Source organism: Bdellovibrio sp. HCB337, assembly GCF_047302465.1.
Classification (GTDB): domain Bacteria; phylum Bdellovibrionota; class Bdellovibrionia; order Bdellovibrionales; family Bdellovibrionaceae; genus JACMRP01.
This window is the reverse complement of sequence record NZ_CP178621.1, coordinates 1,574,706-1,597,196: the sequence shown is the minus strand read 5'-3', so window position 1 is coordinate 1,597,196 and position 22,491 is coordinate 1,574,706. Positions and strand designations below refer to the sequence as shown.

Genomic DNA, 22,491 nt, shown 5'->3' with positions numbered 1-22,491 from the left:
AACTGAGTGCCCATGATTTAGGCACTAGCACATAAAACTTTAGACACCCCTAACGACTAAGATCCCAATATGAGAAGGCTTTGTGGTTTTTGTTCTCAATGTCCCCGCTCTAGGTAAAAATGTACTTTATAGGCCATTTGATGAACGGAGGGGGAATGAAGTTCATCGTACTACCACTATTAGTACTATCTGTTACTAGCGCGTTTGTTTCGCCAGCTCATGGGCAGGTGAAACCGAACATTAGCGCCGGTGAGCCAACTGCAATGGAAAGCAGAGCTCGCAAGCTATATGAACGCATCACGGGTACAAAACTTCCAGTAGACAGTCCAATCATCGCGCAAATGGCGGATATGATTGGTAAAGGAAACCTTTTAGGGGCTGCACAAGAAGCCACGAAAGATCCTAATTTCTACAACATCACTGTTAAGTTGATGGCTATGGAACTTTCAACTCGTGATGAAACAATTAAAACACCTTTCAATGATTTTGCTGCAGGCATCATTGGAGTCACTCGCGATCAGACCGATGCTCGCGAACTTCTCACAGGTAATTTCTATTATCAGGGAAGCGGAACAAATATTCGTTCCAATTTGATTCCTGATTTGCTGATTTCAAATAATCACTATGCAGATCTTGAAACCAACCGCGTAGACCTCGCTGCAAACCTGGTACGCGTTGAGGGACAAGTCATTGCGACAAGCGCAACCGCTTCGGTTGCAAGTCCGGACCCTGCGGGTGTTTTGACTTCAAGAACTTTCATGGGTGAACACGCTTTGATGGGAACTAACCGCCGCTTGGTGGAATATACGTTCCGCGAATTTATGTGTGTTCCGTTGAGTGAGTGGGCTGATGGTGGTGCTTCCGATGCTCGTATCGGTCGCGACATCGACCGTTTCCCTGCTGGCGATCACATGAAGTTCCAAACTTCTTGTAAAGGTTGCCACACTGTGATGGACGGATTCCGCGGCGCTTTTGCAAAGTGGGATTATGATGGCATGGGCATCAAACACTCTGCTGTCAATACTCGTGGTGGAGCTGCGAACTATACAATCGCAAGCGACGCTGCAGGGATCGTGACCAAAATGAATAAAAACAATACGGTGTTCCCGTCTGGTTACATCACTACGAATGATTCCTTCGTGAATCATGCTACCCGCACTGCGAACGCTGAAATGTTCGAATGGCGTGGAGCTGCAGCTGGTGGTAACGGCGTGAAAGCTTTCGGTACTGTCGTAGCGAACTCACGTCGCTTCAGCCAATGTATGGCAAAACGTGTGTTCAAGGCAGTATGCCGCAAAGAACTGGATGCTGTGAAGAATCGCGACCTTCTTAAAAAGTGGGGCGACGAGTTCGAAACATCTGGTTACAAGCTTAAATCTCTCTTCGAATCTATTTCAACTAAACCAGAATGCTTGGGAAGCTAAGGAGGTAGGCCATGAGTAAATATACAAAATTATTTCTAGTAGTTCTGCCTCTAACAGTTGCCTCAGTGTTGAGTTTCAACAACTGCGGACGCTATGGAGCTCTGAATGAAGGTACTGAAGATACCGCTTCTTTAGGAAGCACCGGTCCTTTGCCTGAGCAAGAGGAAGTAAATTCTGAAAAACTAGGGCTCCCATTTGCCCTACTTTCTGCAGAACAAACTTTAGTGTCCATGATGAAAGTGACAAACACGACAGTGGCTAGTAACGCCCTATTGACTGAATATAGCGGTCGTTATGGTGCGTTGGCTGCAGGTAATGACCTAAGTATGATGAATGGTCCGTTGATGTTGGGCTCTACGAGCTTGGCAGGCGAAGTTTGCAACAGCCTTCTTACGCAAGAAAAAGCTCTTGCAGATGGTAGTCGCAACTTCTTCAACGGGATCAACTTCACGACAGGTGTCGCGAGTGTCTCTGATGTCGCTTACAACACGGCAATTCGCGGGATGGCGCGCTCGTTCTGGGGTCGTTTGGAGACGACTGAAGAACAAGCGTTGATGGCAACATTTAAAACGGATTTTATTAATGCCTTGGCTGCGAACGTACGAACGCAAGCTGCATCCACGAACAATTTGATACTGGGCACATGTGCCGCAATGCTTTCGAGCTTGGATGCGATTTCATATTAATTGGTTTTTTAGATTTAAGTTCCTTGCTTAATTCTTCGGGGGGAGAAGATGAGTAAAAATAAAAAAGAAATACCTATGTGGGCTAAAACCGGACACGCAAAACCGGTAACCCGTCGTGACTTCCTCTCTGCAGGGATCATTCCGTTTGCGGCGCAAATGATGGTGCCGAACTGGATGTCTTTGATTTTGGGCAATCAAGCCCACGCACAAACTGCGATGGACTGCCCTCTTCCTGAGACTTTGATTCCTTTTGTGACACTCAACTTGGCCGGCGGTGCTGCGATGGCCAGCAACTTCGTGCCTATGAATGCCGCTCGCGAGCCGATTTCAAGCTATAGCAAGCTGGGTCTTGGCGATAATCAAGTACCTATCGTGCGTGAATTCGGGAATGCACCTTTTGCGGGTGCCAACGCCAATGGCGTCCTGATCAGTAAATTCCTTGTCGGAGTCCGCGCGCAAGCTGCTGCCACAACATTGGCAAATACCTCTTTCATCGGAGTTCCTTGTGACTCTCAGAACGACACGGCTTCTAACAAGTTTGATCTCTCTGGGGCCATCACAAAAGCCGGTCTTATGGGAACCAACTTGCCAAACCTAGGACGCGTGAATACCAAAACCGGTATTCGCATGGAGCCAGCACTTCTGACTCCTCCGTCTCCGTTGGTTGTTAACAGCTATAATGCGTTGTTAACTTCTATCGGTTATAGTGCTTCTTTGGGAACGGCACTCAATGCTGCTCAGAAAAATTCTTTGGCAAAATTGATGAGTAATATGAACTCTTCACAAAGCCGTAAGCTTGCTTCCGTCAATGGTGGCGAAGGCATCAAGAAAGTTTTGGACTGCGCCGGAATTAAAAATGCGGACGTTGTTCAAAAAGGAGCAGGCATTGTTGATCCACGCCAAAACGCGACTTACTCCCAAGTTTGGGGTCTTGCTGCAAACACGGCCGCTAACAATCGTGAATTGATTTTTGGCTCTATGATTTACAACTCACTCGTGGGTCAAGCCGGCGTATCAAGCCTTGAGCTTGGCGGTTATGACTACCACGATAATACTCGCACGACGGGTGACAATCGTGACCAAGATGCGGGGGTTGTTGTCGGCCGTATCTTGCAAAGTGCGGCGGTTCTGCAAAGACCTGTATTCATCTACGTGGTCTCTGACGGATCCGTCTTCAGTCCAGATTCTGCGGATCGCGCAGCTGTATGGCAAGGCGATCGCGGCTCGAATGGTGTAGCATACATCTTGTACTACAACCCTGCGGGTCGTCCGGCAGTTTCAGACTTCCAAATTGGTCAGTTCAATAACAACCAAGCTGCAGACACGACTTTCTTGACTGGAGGAAATCCAGAAATGGCTGCTGCAGCGGTGTTTGCAAACTGGTGTGCCGCGAACAAACGTATGGATTTGTTTGAACGCGTAGCCGGTCGCATGTTTGATGCGAACCAGCTTTCAAAGGTTGTTAAGATTGCATAGTTTTTAAGGGACGTACTTTCGAGGGGGATGGGCTTTGAAAAAGATATTTAATATGAGAGTGGGTCTTTGGACCTTAGGCGCTCTTGTTAGCATTATAGCCTTCAATAACTGCGGCGAAGGATTCGTCGTTGGCCAGTTCACCGGTTCAAGCACCGGCGGCTCTGTGCTTTTCTCTCGCGCTCCGGGAGAAAGTTGTGAAGATGCCCTCTTGAATGTTTATAAAAACACGTACCACCCTTTCCTTTCTCAAACTTGTAATGCCTGCCACGTGCCTGGCGGCGGCGGTAACGGTAACTTTGCCGTTAGTGATGCGGCGACTTCTTATAGCTCTTTCGCTTCTAAAGGCATGGCCCTTATTAATTCACAATCCACTGGTAATCACCGTCCTCCTACGACGGGAGCCCACAACCAAGCTCGCATTGATGAAATCAGCGGTTTCTGGTCTGCAGCTCAGACTGGCTATACTACGTGTCTATCTGAGGCTGGCGGTGGCGGCGGAGCTCCTGCAGGAAGTTTCGTTGTGAAATCGACTGGAAAAGCGGTCGCTGCGAACCTTGCAACAACATTTGTGCGTATGGAATGGGACTTAGAAACTCAAAGTAACGGAAAAGTTCCGTTAGTTGCGGGTATTGAAATCCGTCGTGCCGTTGTTGCCAACGTGACTCAGGGTTACGAATTTAGAAATCCTACATTACGCTTGAAGAATGCGGCAGCAGGCTCTTACTCTGCCCGAGCGCTCAATGTCTATATCAATGACCAGCTCCAAAGTAACATCACCACTTACAGTACGATCGATACAACGATCACTGCGACCACAGATGTAAATTTGGCGGCGGGCTTTGCGAATGCTTTGGCGGTCGTAACTCCAGCAACTACAGACACTATTATTCTTGAATACCAAAGCTTGAAATCCACTTCAGGTGCCCCAAACCCTGGTGGAACACCAGCTCCAACACCGACTCCAGCAGCAACTCCGACGGCTACACCGACTCCAACACCTATTGGAGCTGTGACTTACGCGTCTCTGGTAGCTAATGGCGGTATTTTTGCCAATAGCTGTAATAGCTGCCATCGTGCCGGCAATGCTGCAGGCGGCCTGGATTTGACGAATTACACAGCTGCAAGAAACGCAGCTCAGAATATCAAAACTCGCGTTAATAACGCGAACAATCCAATGCCAACCGGCGGCTTGTTACCACAGGCTCAGCGCGATAGGATCAGTGCTTGGGTGGACCAAGGGGCTCCACAGTAATATTGATGCTATTTGCGTGAGGATATGATGATTCAAATTTATGGTTCTCCACGAAGCAGCGCTGGTCGCTGCTTTGTTATGCTTGAAGAGTGCGGTCTTTCTTATGAAGTCATGCCATTAGATATGATGGCAAAACGCGAACACAAATTAGAGCCGTTTCTAAAACTAAATCCCAATGGCAAAGTGCCATGCATGGTCGACAACGGTTTTGCGCTTTGGGAATCGGCCGCGATCGTTCAATATCTCGCTGAAAAACACAAGCCTGAGCTCTTGGGTACAAATGCGACTGAAAAGGCTTTGGTTCAACAGTGGGCGTTTTGGACGATGACAGAGGCTCAGCCACCTATGGTTGACATCCTTGTTCAAAAACTTTTTGTTCCAGAGGGCAAAAAGGACTTGGCTCTTATTGAGCGTCGTGAAAAGCAAATGCCTGGCATTCTTGAAGTGCTTGAGAAGTCTTTGACGAACAAAAAATTTCTGGTTGGTGACAAATACTCAGTTGCAGATTTGATGGCGGCTTCTGCTGTGAACATCGCGACAGGTTTGAAATTGGATATGTCGATGTTCCCAAATATCAAAGCATGGTTTGCTGAAGTTAAATCTCGCCCAGCTTGGGTGAAGGTTTCTCAACTTCGCGGCGAGCTCTAGTTTTTAGTTTCTTTGGATTCTAAAAGAAAAAACCGGCAGTTTTTAGCTGCCGGTTTTTTTATTATTTTTGTTCGTTGAAGAAGACCGCTTTTCTTTCGATGGTCTCATCACTACCCTTCACTCGGCGGACAATAGAAACTTCAATCTTCACTTCTTTTTTGTCTTTCCAAGTATCCTCAGGCTCGATCACTGGCAACTTACCGACATTCACTATTAAGTCCCCGCCTACTTTTTGGATGTAAGCACTATCCACGATGCGACTAAAGACTTCTTTGTGGCCGAAAAGCAAACGCTTACGAGACACCGTCACATGCACGCTGTCACTGACAAGATCCAATCTTGGCGATGCACCTTTAATACGAACTACAGTGTCTTTCTTTTTGCCTTCCATTGTAATTCCCAAGATCGCAAACTCTGACAAATTGTACGCATCACGAATGTAAAGAGTGTGTACACCATTCTCTAAACGCTGTTCTGTCAAAAGAACTTCGTTGGTGTCAACGTTGAAGCTTACACCACCATTGCTGATAGAAGCTGAGATTCTGCCGCTGTATGAGCTTGCGGGTTTTTTAGAGTCCCAAACAACACGTACATTTTCAACCGCACGGCGAACAAACTCAGTAAATGTGTCAGAAACGCGAGAGCCTGATGCCAGCAAAGACAACATACCACTACTGCGAGTAAAGAGATTTTCTGTCAAAACAGCATCTGCTACACGGTTTGTACCAAATTGTTTAAGAGAAACTTGCATTTGGGTATTTTCACTTTGAAGTGGTGTCTTTGATTTAATCAGAGTCACATACCCCAAAGAACCTTCTGAACCATGAGTACCCGGAGCGCCATCGCGACCGCGATCGCCGTCACGGCATACATAAGTGTCCTGTTGATCACAAATTCTTTGTTTGTTACCGGCTTGGTCTACGACCTCGCGGCATCTTGGCACTACCCAACGAGTCTCGGTACAACGGCACGGTTCACCACCGCGGCCACCCCAAGAAGCTTCGCCACCACGGCCACCTGTTGCAAAGATCAGGATTTTTTTAAGCTGAGCGGTATCTGTGTAGTAAATCGTAGCATCGCCACCATCACCACCGCGACCGCCGTTACCACCACTGCCGCCGTCTCCGCCGTCAGCACCTTCCATGTCGTTCTCTTCAAGGCGCTGATAACAGCTGGTAGCGTGATCGCCATCATAACCGGGGCTAGCATGGCCAGCGTCACTGCCATCAAGGTAATAAGATTGAGGACCCGACTGATGAGCCTGGATCAAAACAGACTGCCCGCTGCGACCAGAATCGCCATCGCGACCGTTACTACCATCGCGGCCTTCAGAGCCGAAGCTTGAAGTCCAAGCAAACGCTGAACTACTCAAAGTTAAAGCTAAAACAAACGCTAGTGATTTCATGAAGAACCCCTCCAGATTATTTGCCGACAGACAAAGTGGCACCATTGGAGGCCTAAGCAACGCCTGTGCCAGGTTTTAAAGGGGCGAAAAAGACTCTACCATTTATATAGAGTCCCAAAGCTTTGAAAGCCAACCTAAGGCCTCCGGATCCTTACACACTAAACGAATGGTTTGCTGACAAGTGTAAGGGCAACCGCTGACTTTCAAAGCCCTCAGATCAGTACCTTCGATAAAGTAACTCGGCAAATAACCTAAGGCCATTCCCTCGTCGATGAGGTTTTCAATCATCTTTAAACCGCAGACTTTAAATCTATTCAGACGCGGGAATTTGTCGTCGCGCCAACCATCCAAGGAGTCTGACTTCGCGATCTTTCCTAATACCGCCGAGTCCGGTGTTACGAAAGGATGAGTCACCAGTTCCTCGACAGGAATGGACTTTGTAGTTCCATAATCTTTAAAAAGCGGATGCCGTTGTGAGGCAGCAACTTTGAATTCAGCCTTGGCAACGACTTTGGATTTCAACTCTGCAGGCGCGTCCGACGAAATAAAGGCAAAATGCACTTCCCCTTGCATAACTTGATCGATGGCCTGCTCATCCGAGCGGATTAAGAACTGAACCCTTGCTTTGGGATAGAGCTTCGTGATTTTTTTAATAAGATCTGAGCCAAAGTGAGTCTGTAAGATTTCTTCTGAGGAAACAAAGACATTGAGGCTTCCCGTTTCTTTTCCGCGAAGCTCTAGGCGCGCGTCTTCTTCCAGTTGTAAAATTTGCGTGGCCTTCTTCTTTAAAATCAGCCCCTCGGGCGTAAGGCGAATACCGCGACCTGATTTAAAAAACAGCGGTGTTTGCAGCTCGTCTTCGAGTCTTGAAATGGCTTTACTTAAAGATCCAGCTGAAACGTGGATGCTTTCAGCCGCTTTATTGACGTTTTCAACCTGAGCCACTGCTAAAAAGTAACGTAATTCGAATATTTCCATAATCGAAATGTTTATTTCATTTTCATTTCTTTTGCAATCACAAAAGATTCTGTAAAAGGTCTTCAGTTCACAAGGAGAACAAAAATGAAAACACTTATAACCCTAGCCCTCGGTTTACTAGTCATGACAGCTTCGCAGGTCGCTCAAGCTAAATGCAATCCTCCCGACCCTTTTGAGAACGCCTGTATTCGCAATGAGGATTTGATCGCTTCTAAAGAACTCAAAAAGGCCATTTTCGGAAAAACTATTTGCCCTGAGGGATCTCATGGCCAACGAGGCCTTGCGATTTCTGAGAAAGGCATTGTAGCCTCGTTCGCATCGAACTGGGGAATGCCGGATCCAACGACGTATTACAGAGTAAGCTCACAACACGCATCGCTTGATCAAAATATCCTCTATTTCGTTATTAATAAGTATTTCAAAGCCACTGATGAGTTATTAGGAACTTCAGATGACTACGCTTATCACAAAGACACCAAAGTCATTACCTCTGGCGAATTCAGTCTTAGCGAAGCCGCATGCCTTCCGGAGCAGCCATGAAAAACGCAGCTCTCGCAATCTTTGCAACACTTAGTTTTTCCCTACCCGCCTTTGCAGATAGCACCTGCATTCGCGGAGAGTGGAGAATAGAACTCGTCCAAAACAAAACATCAGGTGAGCTTGAATATGTAGAAATCTACAAAGATGGAAAACTCATAGTTCAAGATCATTCCGACAAAGATGACGTTGGATATACAAATGGCATATGCAATGTCGAATATACTTATATCGTTAAAGAACAAGATTATTCTTTTGACGGATGCTCGCCATTTCACACGAGATGGCCAGCGTTCATTTCCGGACCAAGCATTGGCGAAACGCTGGAGTTAAAGACATTTACCTGCGAAAGACACCCATGGCCTGAAACCTAGTCGGTACGAAGTGCCTGCATGGGAGCAAGTTTTTCGGCTCTCATTGCAGGTATTAGACCACTCAAGATTCCGACGGCAACGATAGAGCCAAAAGAGATAATCAAAGCAATCGGATTGAAAATCCATTCGTATTGAAGCTTACTGACAAACTTAGTCGCCGCGTATACGATCACTTGATAAGAGAAGAAACCGATCACAAGACCTATCAGACCCGCAAGTCCGCAGATAAGGACTGACTCCATGAGAATCAAATAACGAAGACTTCTGTCTGTGGCTCCTAGAGCCTTTCTTAAGCCAACCTCACGAATACGTTCGTTCAGAGATACCAACATCATATTGGCGATCCCCACCCCGCCTACGCTTAAGGAAACCAACGCAATCGCCGCTAAGAAGCCCGAAAAGATATTTAAAAAGCGATTCATTTGTTCAACAAGGACCGCGTCCGAGTCCGCGCGGAATTTAGCGGTTGTACCGTATTTCTTTCCGAAAAAGGCTTTAAGTCCATTTCCCATAGCTTCCGATGACGCTGACGGTACCGTTTCAATCATGATCTGACGAATTTGTGTCGACCACCATTTTTTGTTTTTAGCTTGGAAATAGGTGTACGGAACGTAAATTTCGAGATTGGGTTTTCGCCATTCATTACGACTCGACGTCTTTGCAGCAACACCGATCACTCGGCAGGGAATTTCTTGATCGTCTTGGACTAAAAATAAAATCTGTCCCAAAGGAAGAGCATTTGAAAACAATCTTTCTGCAACCTCATACCCGATAACACAAACGGCACTACGGTTATTAACGTGATACGTATTGATCGGATTTCCGATGGCTAATTTTCGTTTAGAAATCAAAAAGCTGTCTTCGCTGACACCCATCAGGCGCGCATCTTCATTGATTGTACGTCCACCGAAGACGGCATTCACATCCCAGCCATTCAGCACCGGAGCCATACGCTTGATCTCTGGAAAAACGCGTTTTAACGGAACAATATCCGTATCCCACTTAAAGAAGGTAAAGATACTACCTTTAACGTCTTTGGTCTGAAGATCCCACTTCGGATTGCCGTAAAAAAGAAAGGTATTCACACCCATCTCGGCATATCCCTCTAGAATCTTGGACCTGGCATAACTACCCAACGTCATCATAGCTAGTACGGACGCCACACCAATCGTCACACCCAGCATTGTTAAAAACGAACGGACTTTATTTGCTGTAAGCTGGTTCCAGGCGTTTTGCGCCAAGTAGGTCAGAATCTCTCTGTTATAAGACGTGGTTTTCCATGTTGGTACTGCCTGATCAAGCTTCTTCGTTCGCTGAGGAGACGGAACTAGAACCTCTTCTGATTCCAGGCGTCCATCGCGAATGTGTAAAATGCGATCGGCTTGGCGAGCCACTTCACTATCATGGGTGATCAACACCACCGTGTGACCTTCTTGATGAAGTTTTTTAAGCTCTTGCAAAACCAATTTGGAATTTTGCGTATCCAAATTTCCTGTTGGTTCATCGGCCAAAATCAAACCCGGTTTTTGCATCAAGGCACGAGCAATCGCTACACGCTGCTGCTGTCCCCCAGATACTTTACTTGGAAGCTGATGGCGCTTTTCAGAAAGTCCGAAGTCACTTAAAAGCTCTTCGGCTCTTGCAGTCAGTGCCTGCGAGTCTTTTGCAATCTCTAACGGATAAAGGCCGCCCAGCTTGACATTGTCGAGCAGACTTAAGCGCGGCAAAAGATGGAACTGCTGAAAAATAAATCCCACTTGAGAGGCGCGAAATAGGGCGGCCTCTGAACGATCCAATTGGTTCAAGTCCTTACCTGCCACGTGCAGATCTCCGGATTGAACCCGGTTCATAGCACCTAATAAGTATAATAACGTGGACTTTCCAGAACCCGAAGGACCTTGAATCGCGACAAAAGATCCTTCTTCGATCTCAAAGGACAAGCCGCGCAGTACGTGCTGCTCAGTCCCTGGATATGCGAAGTAAAGATCTTTGGCCGAAATAAAACTCATCTACTCGGTCTCCGCCAAAGCTGTGAAGTCTACTTTTTGAACACGATCACCTTCACTAAGGCCCTCTAGGATTTCAACCTTTTCTTCATTAGTCGCGCCGATTTTAACAATCTGCTTCTTGCCATTTTCAAAAAGGACGTAGCTTTGCTCACCCTCGGTAAAGATGTACTCATGACGAAGCATCAGGACTTTTTCTTTTTTGAAAGTAATAATCTCGATCACAGCCGTCATTCCCGATTGCAGTTCTGCATCGGGATTGGTCACTTGCAAAGTCACTGGGAACTCTACAACCGTTGAACGATCCCAGCGGTCCTTATCATTGGCTGCCAAAGACAAAGAGACCACCTTTGCCTTGTAGGATTTGTGACTTAAAGCCATTGGCTTAAGACTGGCTTCTTGATTCTCGACAATTTTTACGCGGTCAATCTCTGCCGCGTTCACATTCACAAACATTTCAGACGAATCATCCACACGTACCATAAAGTCGGTGGTGTCATTGGCCTTTACGTACTCCCCTTCATTTTTACGAACTTGCACTACTCGTCCCGAGATTGGCGAGCGCAAAGGAAACGTCTGTTCAAAATTAGAAAGAGATTGCGCCACAGAAACAATCGGATCCCCGACCTTCACCTTATCGCCAACTTTGACGTAAATCTTTTTTACGTATCCTGCGTAAGGAGCGACCACAAAAGCTTTGTGTCCCGGCTGCACGACTCCGGATAAAGACACACGTTGAACGAGATCTCCTCTTTCAACGACACCACTTGTGGTCTTATTGTCTTTGGCAGAAGTAAAATGCATCACTGCAAACAACCCAGCAAAGGCAACTAACACACCCCAAACATGCTTATTACTTAATAATGCTTTCATCCAAGTATCCTTTACGATGTCCGAGGTCTAAACGAGCCAAAATTAAATTGTACTCTGTCTGAATGTTTTGAATTTGGCTCGAGATCAAATCTGAGAGTGAAGTTGAATAAGTCAGATAGTTGTTCTGACCTTGGCGAAGATCTCTTTCAGTAGCATTGTAGTTTTCTTGTTCGACCTTCAAAAGCTTCTCGGTGATTTCGTACTGTAGTTGAATCGTCTTCAAAGCCTGCTCAAGCTTTACAATCGCAGCCAGTGCATCACGTTCTTCTTGAGAGGTCTCGGATTCGGTTTTTAAAGTCAAAAATCTTTCGCTTTTTACAACGGAAGCGCGTTGCCCCCAGTCCCACAGATTCCAGCGAAAGACCACTCCCGCCGTCAAAAATGTTTGGTCGTTGTCGTTCCAACTGCCCGCATTCTGATAGTAAGAATCGCTGCCATAGCCAAGCTTCGCGACAAGATCGATCTTGGGACGATTTTCTACCTTTGCCAGTCCTTCTTCAGATTCACGAACCGACAAGCGCAGTCTTTTACGAGCAACTTCATACAACTCAGAAGCACTCGGAATCGGTGGACGAACTCGGTAGTTTTCATAGACCATCGGTGCTTCACGCAAGCTCAAAAAAGATTTCAAGTCCTCTTTAGCACGAACAGAATCTAGCTGCGCCGAAGTCTGAGAAATCAACGAGCGCTGAAATTGAGATTCAAAACGCAAATAATCCTGACGAGTACGCATCCCCTGACGGTATTGGGAGCTAATCAGCTTATAGACCTTCTCGACCTGCAAAGTATTTTTATTCTGCAGATCTTCAATGGCTAAAGATTTTAAGACATCAAAATACAAACGTGCGGTTCTTAAGATCGTGCTGGACTTTTCACGTTGGTAATCAAGCTGCGCCAAGGTTCGTCGATCCTTGGACGCTTGAAAATTAAGAATGCTGACACCGTGGTCGTAAAGATTTTCAGAAAGAACCAAAGCCGCAGCACTGTCCCACTCGTATTGACGAGTTTTCGGGCTTGCTTGGTTGTAGGAATAATCCGCGGTTAAATCTAGCGAAGGCAAAAAGGCTGCGCGATTCTGAGTGACCGAAAGATCTGCACGTTGCAGATCATATTCGCTTTGCTTAATCGTGTTGGAGTTTTGCAAGGCCAGGCTCACAGCTTCTGGAAGCGACAAAGCCTGCGCTGAGGAGGATGCGAATATCACTACAATCGTCAGGAGTTTGAGCATGGCAAAAAGCATATAAAGCCGCTGAGGTGATGGCAACCCGAAAAGGTCTTTAGACCCTATTTTGAGAAAACCAGGAACACCACATCAAGCCCGCCGTTACTAAATGGCAGCTCTTTGACCTTACGCAGCCCAGAAGGAGCTAAAAGACTACGAACCATTGTTTTGTTCGGAAGAAGAACCCCGACTTTTTCAGAGCCAAACTTTGACGCCATCGTATTGATGAGATCTTGATACGAAAAGACGTCCTGCCCCTGTACGTGCAGGCGCTCGCCATAAGGAGGATTGGAAATAGACCAGACAGATCCCAGTTTGCGCGGGTCCCCAGAAAATAGATTCTCTTTTTCAAAACGAAGATCTGTTGCGGGAAGGTCGACCTTCTCCTGCAGAGTTTTATAGTTCTCTTTGGCTGCCAAAAGAGTTTTTTCATCCAGATCAAACCCAAGATGGGCTTTAAAAGGAGTTTTTGTTGCCAGCAGCTTATAGTTCTTCTTAAGAAGTGGGCTCTTGAAAATCTTCGGCGTGTTTTTCCACTGCAAAAACGAGAAATCTCGATTGAAAACCGGCAGCCAAAGACTGACAGCTTCTAAAAGCAAAGTCCCAGAGCCACACATCGGGTCTACCAATGTGACCTCTTGCATTTTCCCCGGAGGCTCATCCCCGATGAATTCACGAAGTAAAAATGCAGCCAAAGTTTCACGCAGCGGAGCTTCGCCTTTAAGCGCCCCCCAGCCACGTTTGTGCAGGTTTTCACCACTGGTATCAAGACTGATAGTGCAAAGGTCGTCAAAGATGCGTACATAAACCGCAGAGGCCGCCGTCGCATTTCCCTGAATCTTTGCCGCAATTTTAGAAAACGCATCTTTGCAGGTTTCTTCAATACGTTTTTCGTGATTAAGACGCGATTTGCTGGCAGCAACTACCCACTCGACCTGAGAACTTGCCAAATAATTATTCCAAGGGATCTTCTGAACTTTTTCAAAAAGTTTTGGAAAGTCGCGAACCTTAAATTCCGCTAGACGCCACAAAACTCTGTGCGCTGTTTTTAAAAAGAAATTCAATTGCACACCGAGCTCAAAAGAGGTCGTGATTAAAACGCCACCCTTTTCAAAAACCATCTCGGGCACCGCCGACTGATTGGCTTGCCCCGTGATCTCGATCAGCCACGGCCAGCACTCACGAATTTCTGCGGCAAGATTTTCTTCAAATCCAAGATTGCACGAAATATAGAACCTGGACAGATTTTGCTCTTTCACTAAAATCTCCAGTACAGTTCAAAGTTCAGATAATAACCGTCTTGAACGTTGTACACCAGATTCGAGATATCGGTGGTACTGACACCCAGCTGGGTGTGAAAGTGATCCCAAATCCAAACATAAGAAACGTAACCACCGACCGTTTTACTTTCGAAGTTATAACTCGGACCCACCAGAACACGATTCCAATCCTGCAAGATGAACTCATACCCTGACTGCAAAGAGCTCGTTCCCGCTCCTTTGAGGGCTGTCAGATTTTTGGCTTCGTCAAAACTTGCCAAAGCCAAAGTTAAGTTCGTATGAGAAATCACACTCTCTGAAGAAATCGAATCCCAAAAAAACGTCGCATTGACTACGCCGGTAGAACTCTCGGGCGACCAGAAATAGTTCATACCGTATGTGAAAATGTTGGAGTCGGATTCGTGGAATTTGTATTTTGCCTGAATATTCGGTGCTGATAAAAAATCAGCTGGGAGGATTGTCCCTACGGTCAGGTTCGAGGTAAAACCATAATCAAGGTAGCCGAAAATACTGATCAAAGTTTCGTATTTTCTTAAAGTTTGTGCAGTTTCACCGGCACTTAAACCCATGAAGATCAAACCACGATAGCTTGATGAAGAATCCGGGTCTTCGTTCTTCATGATAAGCTCAGTCGTCCCTTTATACTCTTCATGGAAGGTATTGAAGTCCATGCGGAAGAGCACGTCCCCTAACTGAACCATCGCATATTTCGAGTGACGTACCAGACGCACTTTCAAAATAAACTGTCCATCTCCGCTGGTCGCAATGGATTCGACTTGAACAAAACCGATGATATCCTGGCCAGGATCGTGACTTTGCACGACCAACATTTCACCCAAGCGAAACTCGGAGTAGGCTGAAATCACAGTTAAAGTTTTTGCACTATCAATAGTCTGCACATAGCCCCGGGCCCAATCATTATCAAAGGCCAAGGACTTCGTCTGCGCCATACAAACGCAAGACAGAAGGCATCCAATGAGAGTTAGCAAAAAATATCTCATGATTCTTTTTTAAAAAGCCTTTCAAAACTATTCAACAACAAAAATGAAACGCCAAGCCCCATAGGCCCTACCCACAATGCTACATGGATCCCATACAGGTCTGTCAAATAACCAACAAGACCGTGCATCGCCACGGTAAAGAAGGACTGCAAGGCCATGCAGTAGGAAACGGCCGAGTCTATGTTCTTCTCATAGCGATTAGAGACATAAACCATCGCTAAAGGATAGAACGGCGCCATAAATAGCCCCGACAAGGCTAAAAAGAACGGATGACTCAAAAGACCCAACGCAACGCTCGCCGCCGACAAAAACAAAAATGCCGAAAGCATATGCCGAAGGGGCCAACGGAAATGGTATAGAGCAAAAAGCAAACGCCCCGCCAGCAAAAAGACAAAAAATCCCGTCAAATAGTAACTGGATTCTTCAAGACTTACTCCGAGTTCGCGACGTACAAACAACGGCAAACGGGATGAAACCATGATTTCTGCCAGAACATAAAAACCCAAGGCGACCGCTAAAAAAATCTGTCCCAGGTGATCTCTGCGAGTTTGCGGATGTGGTGGTTCTAACTTTTCTTTGTTAACAAGCGCCGCAGAAATTTGATTATCTTTCCAAAAGAAAGTTCCTAGCAGCAATGCAAAAGGCACTGTGGCTACGATATAAAAAACAAAACGCCACGATCCCAACCATGCACTCACGCCCGCCACCACCAAAGGCGCCAAGAATGAGGCAATTCCATAGTTCGCATGCAACCCCGAAAGCATTTGCTGTCGCTTTTGTGGCAAAGAGCCTACATTTACCAAAATGTTTTGCACGACGCCGGTGATTCCCATGCTGGCCCCAAAAATCGCTGAGAAAAACAGCAACCACGAGAAGTGAGTCACACTTCCCATCCCTGCTAAGCCAACCGTCATCATCAAAAGAGCCAATTGCATATTGCGGATACGGCTCCATTTTTTAAGCAGGAATCGCACTAGGAAACTGCCCAAGAAGCCAAAGAAGGAGCTCATGGCATAGAACACGGCGCCTTGTGTGTCAGACACCGCAAAATTCTGTAAAATTTCTGGAAATAAAGGACCGCGAATATTATCGCTGATGCCCAAGGCAAACAGACTTAAATACGCAATTACTATGTAACCCCAAATCACTCTGCTGCCGCCTCGTCTTTTAGAACCTTGAATACCTGCAGAATCTTATCACGTCCTGCATCCTCAAGGCTACCAAAAGCCTTCTCGCCTTGGAAATAAGTGTATTCCCATAAAGTGGGCTTTTTACCCTTATAAACCAAGAACAAGAAGAAATCTCTGACCATAAAGTTAGCATTTACCGGGGCAACCTGCTTCATGAATTCTAAGAATCTTGGTGCGGCACCTCGGAGTTCTTCTTTATTCAGCTTACCACTTTGATCAAGATCATAAACACTCATCAAGCTCTCTGTGTAATGAAGCATCATAACAGCCGTTCTGATATCGGCCGTCTCAACAAGCCCACCACTCGCCGGAGAAATTCGCGCCGCCGAGAGCAAGTTGCCATAGAACTGATCCCATTCGCCCTCATTCATCGCAAGCACTTGTCGCACCATTCCTGGTAAGTTCCCGAAATAAACTCCAAAGTTCTTACGCATATTTGCTTTAAAGCACGACTCGCGCATCATCGGATAACCGAAGACGTCTTTGGTAGCTAAAACCATACATTGCAGAGAATCCTGGCGCAGCTTTTCAGCCGAAGTCATTCCACCCGCAACAAGGAAGCTCACGAAGTCAAAAGTCTCATGGAAATTCATGATCGAATCACCATTACCATTGAAGGTGAAGAAATTCGCTTCATTGAAGCTTCGAGCACCGGCATTGTCGCTTCTTGGGTCAAACGCTTTTAAATCTGTTCCCAACTGATTGAAGTCCTTGTACCAAAGCTCCAGTCCCGCTTGAGACATCTCTTCACGAGAAAGCTGAGTACTTTTCTTTGCACCATATCCCAAAAGTAAGAATCGAGTCAGTGCACGCATCACGTTCGATTTCGTCAACGAAGCCCACGTCTGACGCTGCTTCAGAGGAGAACCCACGATGATCAATCGACCTAGGCTATCAAAGAAAACAGGCCGGTCTTTTAATAACAATTCTAGAGAATCTTCCCACGCTATTTTCAAAGAGTCCTGCTCAAGACTGTCTACTTTCAAGTTTTTCTCAATATACTCACTAAGAGAGAATTTCTTTGCTGCCGCAGCAATATCACTCACGCTGACGGACATGCTGGCATCATAACTCAAGCTATTAGTAAAGCTTTGCTGAATCTGATAGATTTTAACTTCATGTTTTAATACTTGCAGATGAACACGCTCTAAAGACAAAAGCCCTCGAGCGTCGCCCCGCCTTTGTGGATCCAACATGCGCAACACGACTTTTTTATAAGTTTCTTCAAGCCCGCGCGCTGTCAGCCCTAACGGTAAAAGTTTTTTGAGTTCTAATTGTTTCAATAAATTGTCAATTGCAGCAAACGAGATCACGCCTTGATGCTGCATAGGCAAACTTTCTTCAAAAAGGTCAAAGACCTCGTTTGCCATCATGATCAAAACATCGACTTCGGCTGGAGTGTCAATATCCTGGCCTTGCAGGAAATAACGATAGCGAAGAGCGGTTCTGTAAAGCCCCACACCTGTTTTCAACGAGGTCTGCCAATCATTCAGATTGTCTAAACGAACGTCTTCACCAACAAGAACGTTTTTGATAGCTTCCAACAGAGGAATATTGCTACCTAATTTTTCCGTCAGGTAAAATGGCTCGGTCGCATTGATAAAATTGTCCAAACCATCCATGAATTTTTTAAGATCCACGAAGCTATAGTCCGATCTCACGATATCGACGTTTTTAAGAAGCAACAGCAAAGAACCTTGCAATTGTTGAGTCGCTTGATTGACTTCGGCCCACGAAGCGCCCTTCTTTTGTCCCATCAAAGTCGTCATATGTGGAGCCGTCGCAACCGCTTGCACTTTGATGACCTCTAAGAGCTCCACGAGCTTCTGAATCTCAGCCTTCGTAATCGACTTTTCAGATCCGCCCAAAAGCACTTTTTTCAATTTGAAAAGCTCTGCTGCGAAGGCAGGAGTTACGTTGTTCTTCTTTAAGAAGTACTTACCAAAGAAGTTTCTTAGGTCTTCCATGGTATACGCGTCTGGATAGGTTCCTTTGGTTTTATTCTTAAAATAGGTCAACGCATCCTGAGCACACTTAAAGCCACTTTGGATGTCGCCGTCACTGACTTCGCCGCGAACAAACTTCGTAATTTCAACGGGCAAAGACTGCAAACAAGCAAATTTCGCATTCGACATTTCGATCGTCTGCGGTTCTTGACGTTTTTCATCTAAGAAATATGAGCATGCACCAACCCACAAAAATTGAGTGGTCAACATCCAAGACATCGTTTGTTTCAAGCTGCGCTTAGAAAACATAAGACGCTCCTGCCATAAAACGATCTAGGTTCTTATACTGGGCAATTTCATTTTGATTTTGCGCCGTCAACTCGCCTGCGCGAACAAGTTCAAGCTCAGTAAAGGTCGCCCACGAAGACGAAAGACGGTAATTCACTTTAAATTGTAAATAATCAAAGTCATTCGTCTGGCTTGTCGTAAAACTTGTACGAGAGGTCAAACGACGTTGGTTCTTCAACACGTGGCGTGTCTCTAATGCCACTTTCACTGCTTGCTGGAACGGATAGCGCATTGTCAACGGCGCACGATCGGCACTTGCCATATCTCCAATTTCAGTAACTTCTCCACCTGTGATATTCAGAGCCTGTAGTGATAAAGTAAATTGCTTGCCAATCAACTCTACAAAAGGACTTGTTAGCAAAGCATCTTCGAAGGTGGGATGAGTCCACTTCTCTTCAAACTCCAGGTCTTTTTGTGGACGATCCATCACAATACTCGCGCCGTAACGGAACATTCCCAAACGATGAGAGAAATCAAAGCCACTTAAAGAATGATAGAAAGATTGCGGCTTCAGATCCACTACACCACGTAGGCGGCTAGTATCCAAAACCCCGCCATAACCAATGGCAAGTTCGTTCGAAGGCTTGTACATATAGCTAAGTTGCGCTTTCACGGACTCTGCAGAGCCAAAACTCAAGCGCGCTCCGTAACTTGTTTGAAAAACGACTTGGGCACTCTCAGGGCGTTCGAAATTATAATCGACCTGGGTCACTTCTTCGAAAATACGTACAGACTCTGGCGGTCTGCGGAACCAGGGATTCCCACGAACAAAAGATCCATCAGAGATTTCAAAAGTAGGACCTTGATTCGGAATAAAAATATGAGAGGCAAACATCAAAATCGAATAACTCGGACGCTCTGCTTGCCAGAAAAGCCCCGTTAAACCTTGCTGTTCGGCGTTCAACGGATTCCACTGGAAAAGTGGCTGCCAAAGGCCAAAGTCCCAACGGTTATCGAGCTCATTCCAATCCATCAGCTTTCTGCCAATAATGAGTTGCTCGGTGTCGGATTGTTTATTCTGGAAATAGGCCTCAGAAATATTTAAGTAGTTTAAAAGCGGGGCACCAAAGGCCACAGCTCCTTCAATATCCATTTTTAAAGCTTCATCAGTATATGGAGAGCTTTTTAAGCTCATGCCGACAAACTGATAGTTGGTTTTTTGATTGGCTTCAAAGGATGGGCTAATAAAGGAATCCGAGAACAAGCGGAGATCTGAACGCACTTGGGCCTGGGCGGAGCTCGCCAGGATTTCCACCCCAAAAAGGGCTAAAAGTGCTAAAGATAAGACGTACCAGTTCCGCATGGTTTCTCCCTGCGGGTCTTTATTCATCAAAAGGCATGCCCACAAAAGCCCCATTCAAAGGCATTGTTTTGCGCCCTGGGTGTTAAAATACCGACATGTGCCCTTTTTTGGCGCTTGGCTTTTGCCAGCCTGGGGGTTCTTTGCTAGAGTCCCTTTATGGCTGAAAAAACCAACGGTGCGGAAGCCCGTTTTTTAATCATTCGCTTTTCTAGTTTCGGGGATGTGACTCAAAGTCTTAGCATTCCTTCGGCCATCCAAAAAGCGTATCCCAATGCAAAAATCGAGTGGATTACTCGCAAGGATATGGCGCCTCTTCTGAAGCATCATCCAGCTATTGATCGCATTTGGGAGTACGATCGCAAGAGTGGACTCAAAGGCTTGTGGTCTTTGTTAAGTCTCATGGGTCAGAATCATTACACCCACATCTATGATGCGCATAACAACTTGCGCTCACGATTTGTGTACTGGCGCTTGGGACTTTTCCGCTCGACGCTGTTTATTCGCCGCTCGCAAAAACGCTGGAAAAGATTTTTACTTTTTAGACTTCATAAAAACACTTACGAAATACCGTTCTCGGGGCAAAGAGATTTGCTGGAACCACTGACTCCGTGGAATATTTCAAAGGCATTGCCACAAACACCGCAGATTTTTATCGACGAAGCGGACCTGAGCAAAGCCGATACGTTGCTGGGCACTTGGAAAGAGAAAAAGTACGTCGCCTTAGCACCGTCTGCTGCGTACTTTTTAAAACGCTGGCCTGTCAGTCACTTCAAGCAATTGATTCAACTAATGCCTGACGTGAATTTCTTATTGTTAGGCGGTCCGGAAGATCGTTTTATCGAAGAGATCGAAAAAATCGCCCCCGACAGAATACTCAACACTGCTGGCAAAGCGCCCCTGACTGTGAGCGCGGCGCTCGTGAAAAAAGCGCAAGTGTTAGTCAGCAATGATACGGGCCTTTTGCATGTCGGAGAGCAGCTTGGCAAACCAACAATTGCACTCATGGGGCCTGCTCCTTTTGGGTTTCCTTCTCGCACTAGTACAAAAATCATGGAGCTGAATTTGTCCTGTCGTCCTTGCAGTAAACATGGCCAAGGACCCTGCGTAAATAAGGTTTACCATCAATGCCTTGTCGACATCACCCCAGAGCAAGTCGCCGCAGAAGTGCGGGCAAAATTAGGATCGCTCTTGTGATAGCGCCGCTATATCGATACTTTCTTTACCCTTTTGCTTTTGGCCTTTTGCAGGCGCTGCGCCCGATCTTAGGCGGCAAAGCTCGCAAGATGGTTGAAGATAAAAACGCCTCTTTTTTTGAAGTGAAAAGCAATCAGCCCGCAAAAGACATTGCCTCTAAAAGACCTTTCTGGATTCATGCGGCCAGTGGCGAAATTGAATATGCTCGCCCCGTCATTCGCGAGCTTAAAAACAAATATCCTCAGACTCCAATCATCGTCACCTTCTCTTCACCGTCTGCAAAAAAGATTTTAAAAACTTTGATAGATGTTGATGCATGGGGAGCACTGCCTTGGGATTTCCAAAAAAACTGTGAACAGTTCTTAGAAACTTGGAAACCTCGTTGCTTGTTGATCGCCCGTACCGATGTGTGGCCGGTAATGGCAGAAGCTTGCCACCAAAAAGGCATTCCAAGTTTGCTTTTCTCGGCGACTTTCGCCAGCAACAGTTCACGTCTAAAGGGCCTCTCTGCCGAAGTGACTCGCTGGGCTCTTAGTCAATTGTCAGAAATTTTCTGTGTCTCTACGGAAGATGTCAGACAGCTGGATCGTTTAGGCCTGCAGGTCCCAGTTCACGTTCATGGTGACACACGCTTTGATCAGGTTTTCCATCGTCTGGCGCATCCTAAGGTCATAAAAAACGAGCTTCGTCCTTCGAAAGCTAGTCCCGTCTTAGTCGCTGGTTCCACTTGGCCTGAAGATGAAAAAGTTTTGCTCCCTGCATTTGCGCAAGTAAAAACTCGTTGCAAAATGGTCTTAGCGCCTCACGAGATCAACGAAGGTCACATGCAGCCTTTAGAGGCTGAACTAAAAGCACTGGGCCTTACCTATTGTAAATATTCAAAAGCTTCTTCTTGGCAAAGCGAAGACGTTTTGATTATTGATGAAATTGGCGTTTTGGCCGAGCTCTACACTTGGGGAGACTTCGCATTTGTCGGCGGCTCTTTCAAAAAGCAAGTGCACAGTGTGATGGAGCCTCTAGCTGCGGGTCTGCCCGTAATCGTAGGACCGTTCCATCACAACAACCGCGAAGCTCTTTTGTTTAAAGAGAAAACTTTGATCGGCCAATTTGTCGTGACCGAAGTTACTGACATCACCGCCATGAAAGTGGAACTTACAAAGTTGATTGAAAAAATGCCTCAAGGTTTTTCTGATAGTCTTCGTCAAGAGCTCTCTCAACACAGACACTCAAGCCAGTACGTCGTTGAGTGGTGTGAAAAGCATTTATAAACAACATAAAAATCCTTGCAGCTTGTTCCAGAATGAAACCTAAATAGGACTGTTTTTCACTCTGCGGACAAACATATTTT

The 22,491-nt window shown here is 46.1% G+C and carries 19 protein-coding genes; 9 read left to right on the top strand and 10 right to left on the bottom strand.

Translation table 11 applies throughout. The features are described 5' to 3' along the window. The first annotated feature begins 155 nt into the window (after positions 1-155). Genes ACLWBB_RS07740 through ACLWBB_RS07720 form a run of 5 tightly spaced genes read left to right on the top strand, consistent with a single transcriptional unit; the run spans position 156 to position 5,486 of the window. A complete protein-coding gene (locus tag ACLWBB_RS07740; RefSeq protein ID WP_413291047.1) occupies positions 156-1,424 on the top strand; it encodes a hypothetical protein in 1,269 nt (422 codons plus the stop codon). Positions 1,425-1,435: 11 nt separating this feature from the next. Further along, positions 1,436-2,110, top strand: coding sequence for a hypothetical protein (locus ACLWBB_RS07735; protein WP_413291046.1), 675 nt, complete (start codon positions 1,436-1,438; stop codon positions 2,108-2,110). Positions 2,111-2,158: 48 nt separating this feature from the next. Then, complete coding sequence (locus ACLWBB_RS07730; RefSeq protein ID WP_413291045.1) at positions 2,159-3,586, top strand: hypothetical protein; 1,428 nt, start codon at positions 2,159-2,161, stop codon at positions 3,584-3,586. 34 nt (positions 3,587-3,620) lie between these two features. Beyond that, positions 3,621-4,838 carry a c-type cytochrome gene (locus ACLWBB_RS07725; RefSeq protein ID WP_413291044.1) on the top strand — a complete coding sequence of 406 codons (1,218 nt, stop codon included), beginning with the start codon at positions 3,621-3,623 and terminating at the stop codon, positions 4,836-4,838. A 24-nt stretch (positions 4,839-4,862) separates the two neighbouring features. Next, positions 4,863-5,486, top strand: coding sequence for a glutathione S-transferase family protein (locus ACLWBB_RS07720; RefSeq protein ID WP_413291043.1), 624 nt, complete (start codon positions 4,863-4,865; stop codon positions 5,484-5,486). A gap of 61 nt (positions 5,487-5,547) precedes the next feature. Here the strand turns inward: ACLWBB_RS07720 and ACLWBB_RS07715 are convergent, their stop codons facing one another. Both ACLWBB_RS07715 and ACLWBB_RS07710 read right to left on the bottom strand, forming a co-directional pair. Beyond that, positions 5,548-6,891 carry a hypothetical protein gene (locus ACLWBB_RS07715; protein ID WP_413291042.1) on the bottom strand — a complete coding sequence of 448 codons (1,344 nt, stop codon included), beginning with the start codon at positions 6,889-6,891 and terminating at the stop codon, positions 5,548-5,550. Positions 6,892-6,993: 102 nt separating this feature from the next. Beyond that, the gene (locus ACLWBB_RS07710) at positions 6,994-7,869 is read right to left on the bottom strand and encodes a LysR family transcriptional regulator (protein WP_413291041.1); all 876 of its coding nucleotides are present in this window, start codon (positions 7,867-7,869) and stop codon (positions 6,994-6,996) included. An 84-nt stretch (positions 7,870-7,953) separates the two neighbouring features. On the opposite strand from ACLWBB_RS07710, the gene ACLWBB_RS07705 reads away from it, so the two are divergent. Next, positions 7,954-8,409 (top strand): hypothetical protein, encoded by a 456-nt coding sequence (locus ACLWBB_RS07705; protein WP_413291040.1) that lies wholly within the window; start codon positions 7,954-7,956, stop codon positions 8,407-8,409. Then, positions 8,406-8,780 (top strand): hypothetical protein, encoded by a 375-nt coding sequence (locus ACLWBB_RS07700; RefSeq protein WP_413291039.1) that lies wholly within the window; start codon positions 8,406-8,408, stop codon positions 8,778-8,780. The genes ACLWBB_RS07705 and ACLWBB_RS07700 overlap by 4 nt, the downstream gene beginning before the upstream one ends. On the opposite strand, the gene ACLWBB_RS07695 is transcribed toward ACLWBB_RS07700, so the two are convergent. The 8 genes from ACLWBB_RS07695 to ACLWBB_RS07660 are packed head-to-tail and all read right to left on the bottom strand — an operon-like array spanning position 8,777 to position 19,949. After that, complete coding sequence (locus ACLWBB_RS07695; protein ID WP_413291038.1) at positions 8,777-10,789, bottom strand: ABC transporter permease; 2,013 nt, start codon at positions 10,787-10,789, stop codon at positions 8,777-8,779. The two genes, ACLWBB_RS07700 and ACLWBB_RS07695, sit on opposite strands and share 4 nt — an antisense overlap. Beyond that, entirely contained in the window at positions 10,790-11,659 is an 870-nt protein-coding gene (locus ACLWBB_RS07690; protein WP_413291037.1) for an efflux RND transporter periplasmic adaptor subunit, read from the bottom strand. Then, positions 11,640-12,887 carry a TolC family protein gene (locus ACLWBB_RS07685; RefSeq protein ID WP_413291036.1) on the bottom strand — a complete coding sequence of 416 codons (1,248 nt, stop codon included), beginning with the start codon at positions 12,885-12,887 and terminating at the stop codon, positions 11,640-11,642. Before ACLWBB_RS07685 ends, ACLWBB_RS07690 begins: the two co-directional genes overlap by 20 nt. Positions 12,888-12,943: 56 nt before the next feature. After that, positions 12,944-14,140: a THUMP domain-containing class I SAM-dependent RNA methyltransferase gene (locus tag ACLWBB_RS07680; RefSeq protein WP_413291035.1), complete on the bottom strand. Its 1,197-nt coding sequence runs from the start codon at positions 14,138-14,140 to the stop codon at positions 12,944-12,946. Next, the gene (locus ACLWBB_RS07675; protein WP_413291034.1) at positions 14,140-15,162 is read right to left on the bottom strand and encodes a hypothetical protein; all 1,023 of its coding nucleotides are present in this window, start codon (positions 15,160-15,162) and stop codon (positions 14,140-14,142) included. The genes ACLWBB_RS07680 and ACLWBB_RS07675 overlap by 1 nt, the downstream gene beginning before the upstream one ends. Then, a complete protein-coding gene (locus ACLWBB_RS07670; protein WP_413291033.1) occupies positions 15,159-16,310 on the bottom strand; it encodes an MFS transporter in 1,152 nt (383 codons plus the stop codon). Before ACLWBB_RS07670 ends, ACLWBB_RS07675 begins: the two co-directional genes overlap by 4 nt. Continuing rightward, positions 16,307-18,607: a hypothetical protein gene (locus ACLWBB_RS07665; protein WP_413291032.1), complete on the bottom strand. Its 2,301-nt coding sequence runs from the start codon at positions 18,605-18,607 to the stop codon at positions 16,307-16,309. The genes ACLWBB_RS07670 and ACLWBB_RS07665 overlap by 4 nt, the downstream gene beginning before the upstream one ends. Then, positions 18,597-19,949, bottom strand: coding sequence for a hypothetical protein (locus ACLWBB_RS07660; protein ID WP_413291031.1), 1,353 nt, complete (start codon positions 19,947-19,949; stop codon positions 18,597-18,599). Before ACLWBB_RS07660 ends, ACLWBB_RS07665 begins: the two co-directional genes overlap by 11 nt. A gap of 156 nt (positions 19,950-20,105) precedes the next feature. Between ACLWBB_RS07660 and ACLWBB_RS07655 the strand changes: the two genes are divergently transcribed. Together ACLWBB_RS07655 and ACLWBB_RS07650 are read left to right on the top strand one after the other, a co-directional pair. Further along, entirely contained in the window at positions 20,106-21,143 is a 1,038-nt protein-coding gene (locus ACLWBB_RS07655; protein WP_413291030.1) for a glycosyltransferase family 9 protein, read from the top strand. A 47-nt stretch (positions 21,144-21,190) separates the two neighbouring features. After that, complete coding sequence (locus ACLWBB_RS07650; protein WP_413291029.1) at positions 21,191-22,411, top strand: 3-deoxy-D-manno-octulosonic acid transferase; 1,221 nt, start codon at positions 21,191-21,193, stop codon at positions 22,409-22,411. The last annotated feature ends 80 nt before the right edge of the window (positions 22,412-22,491 follow it).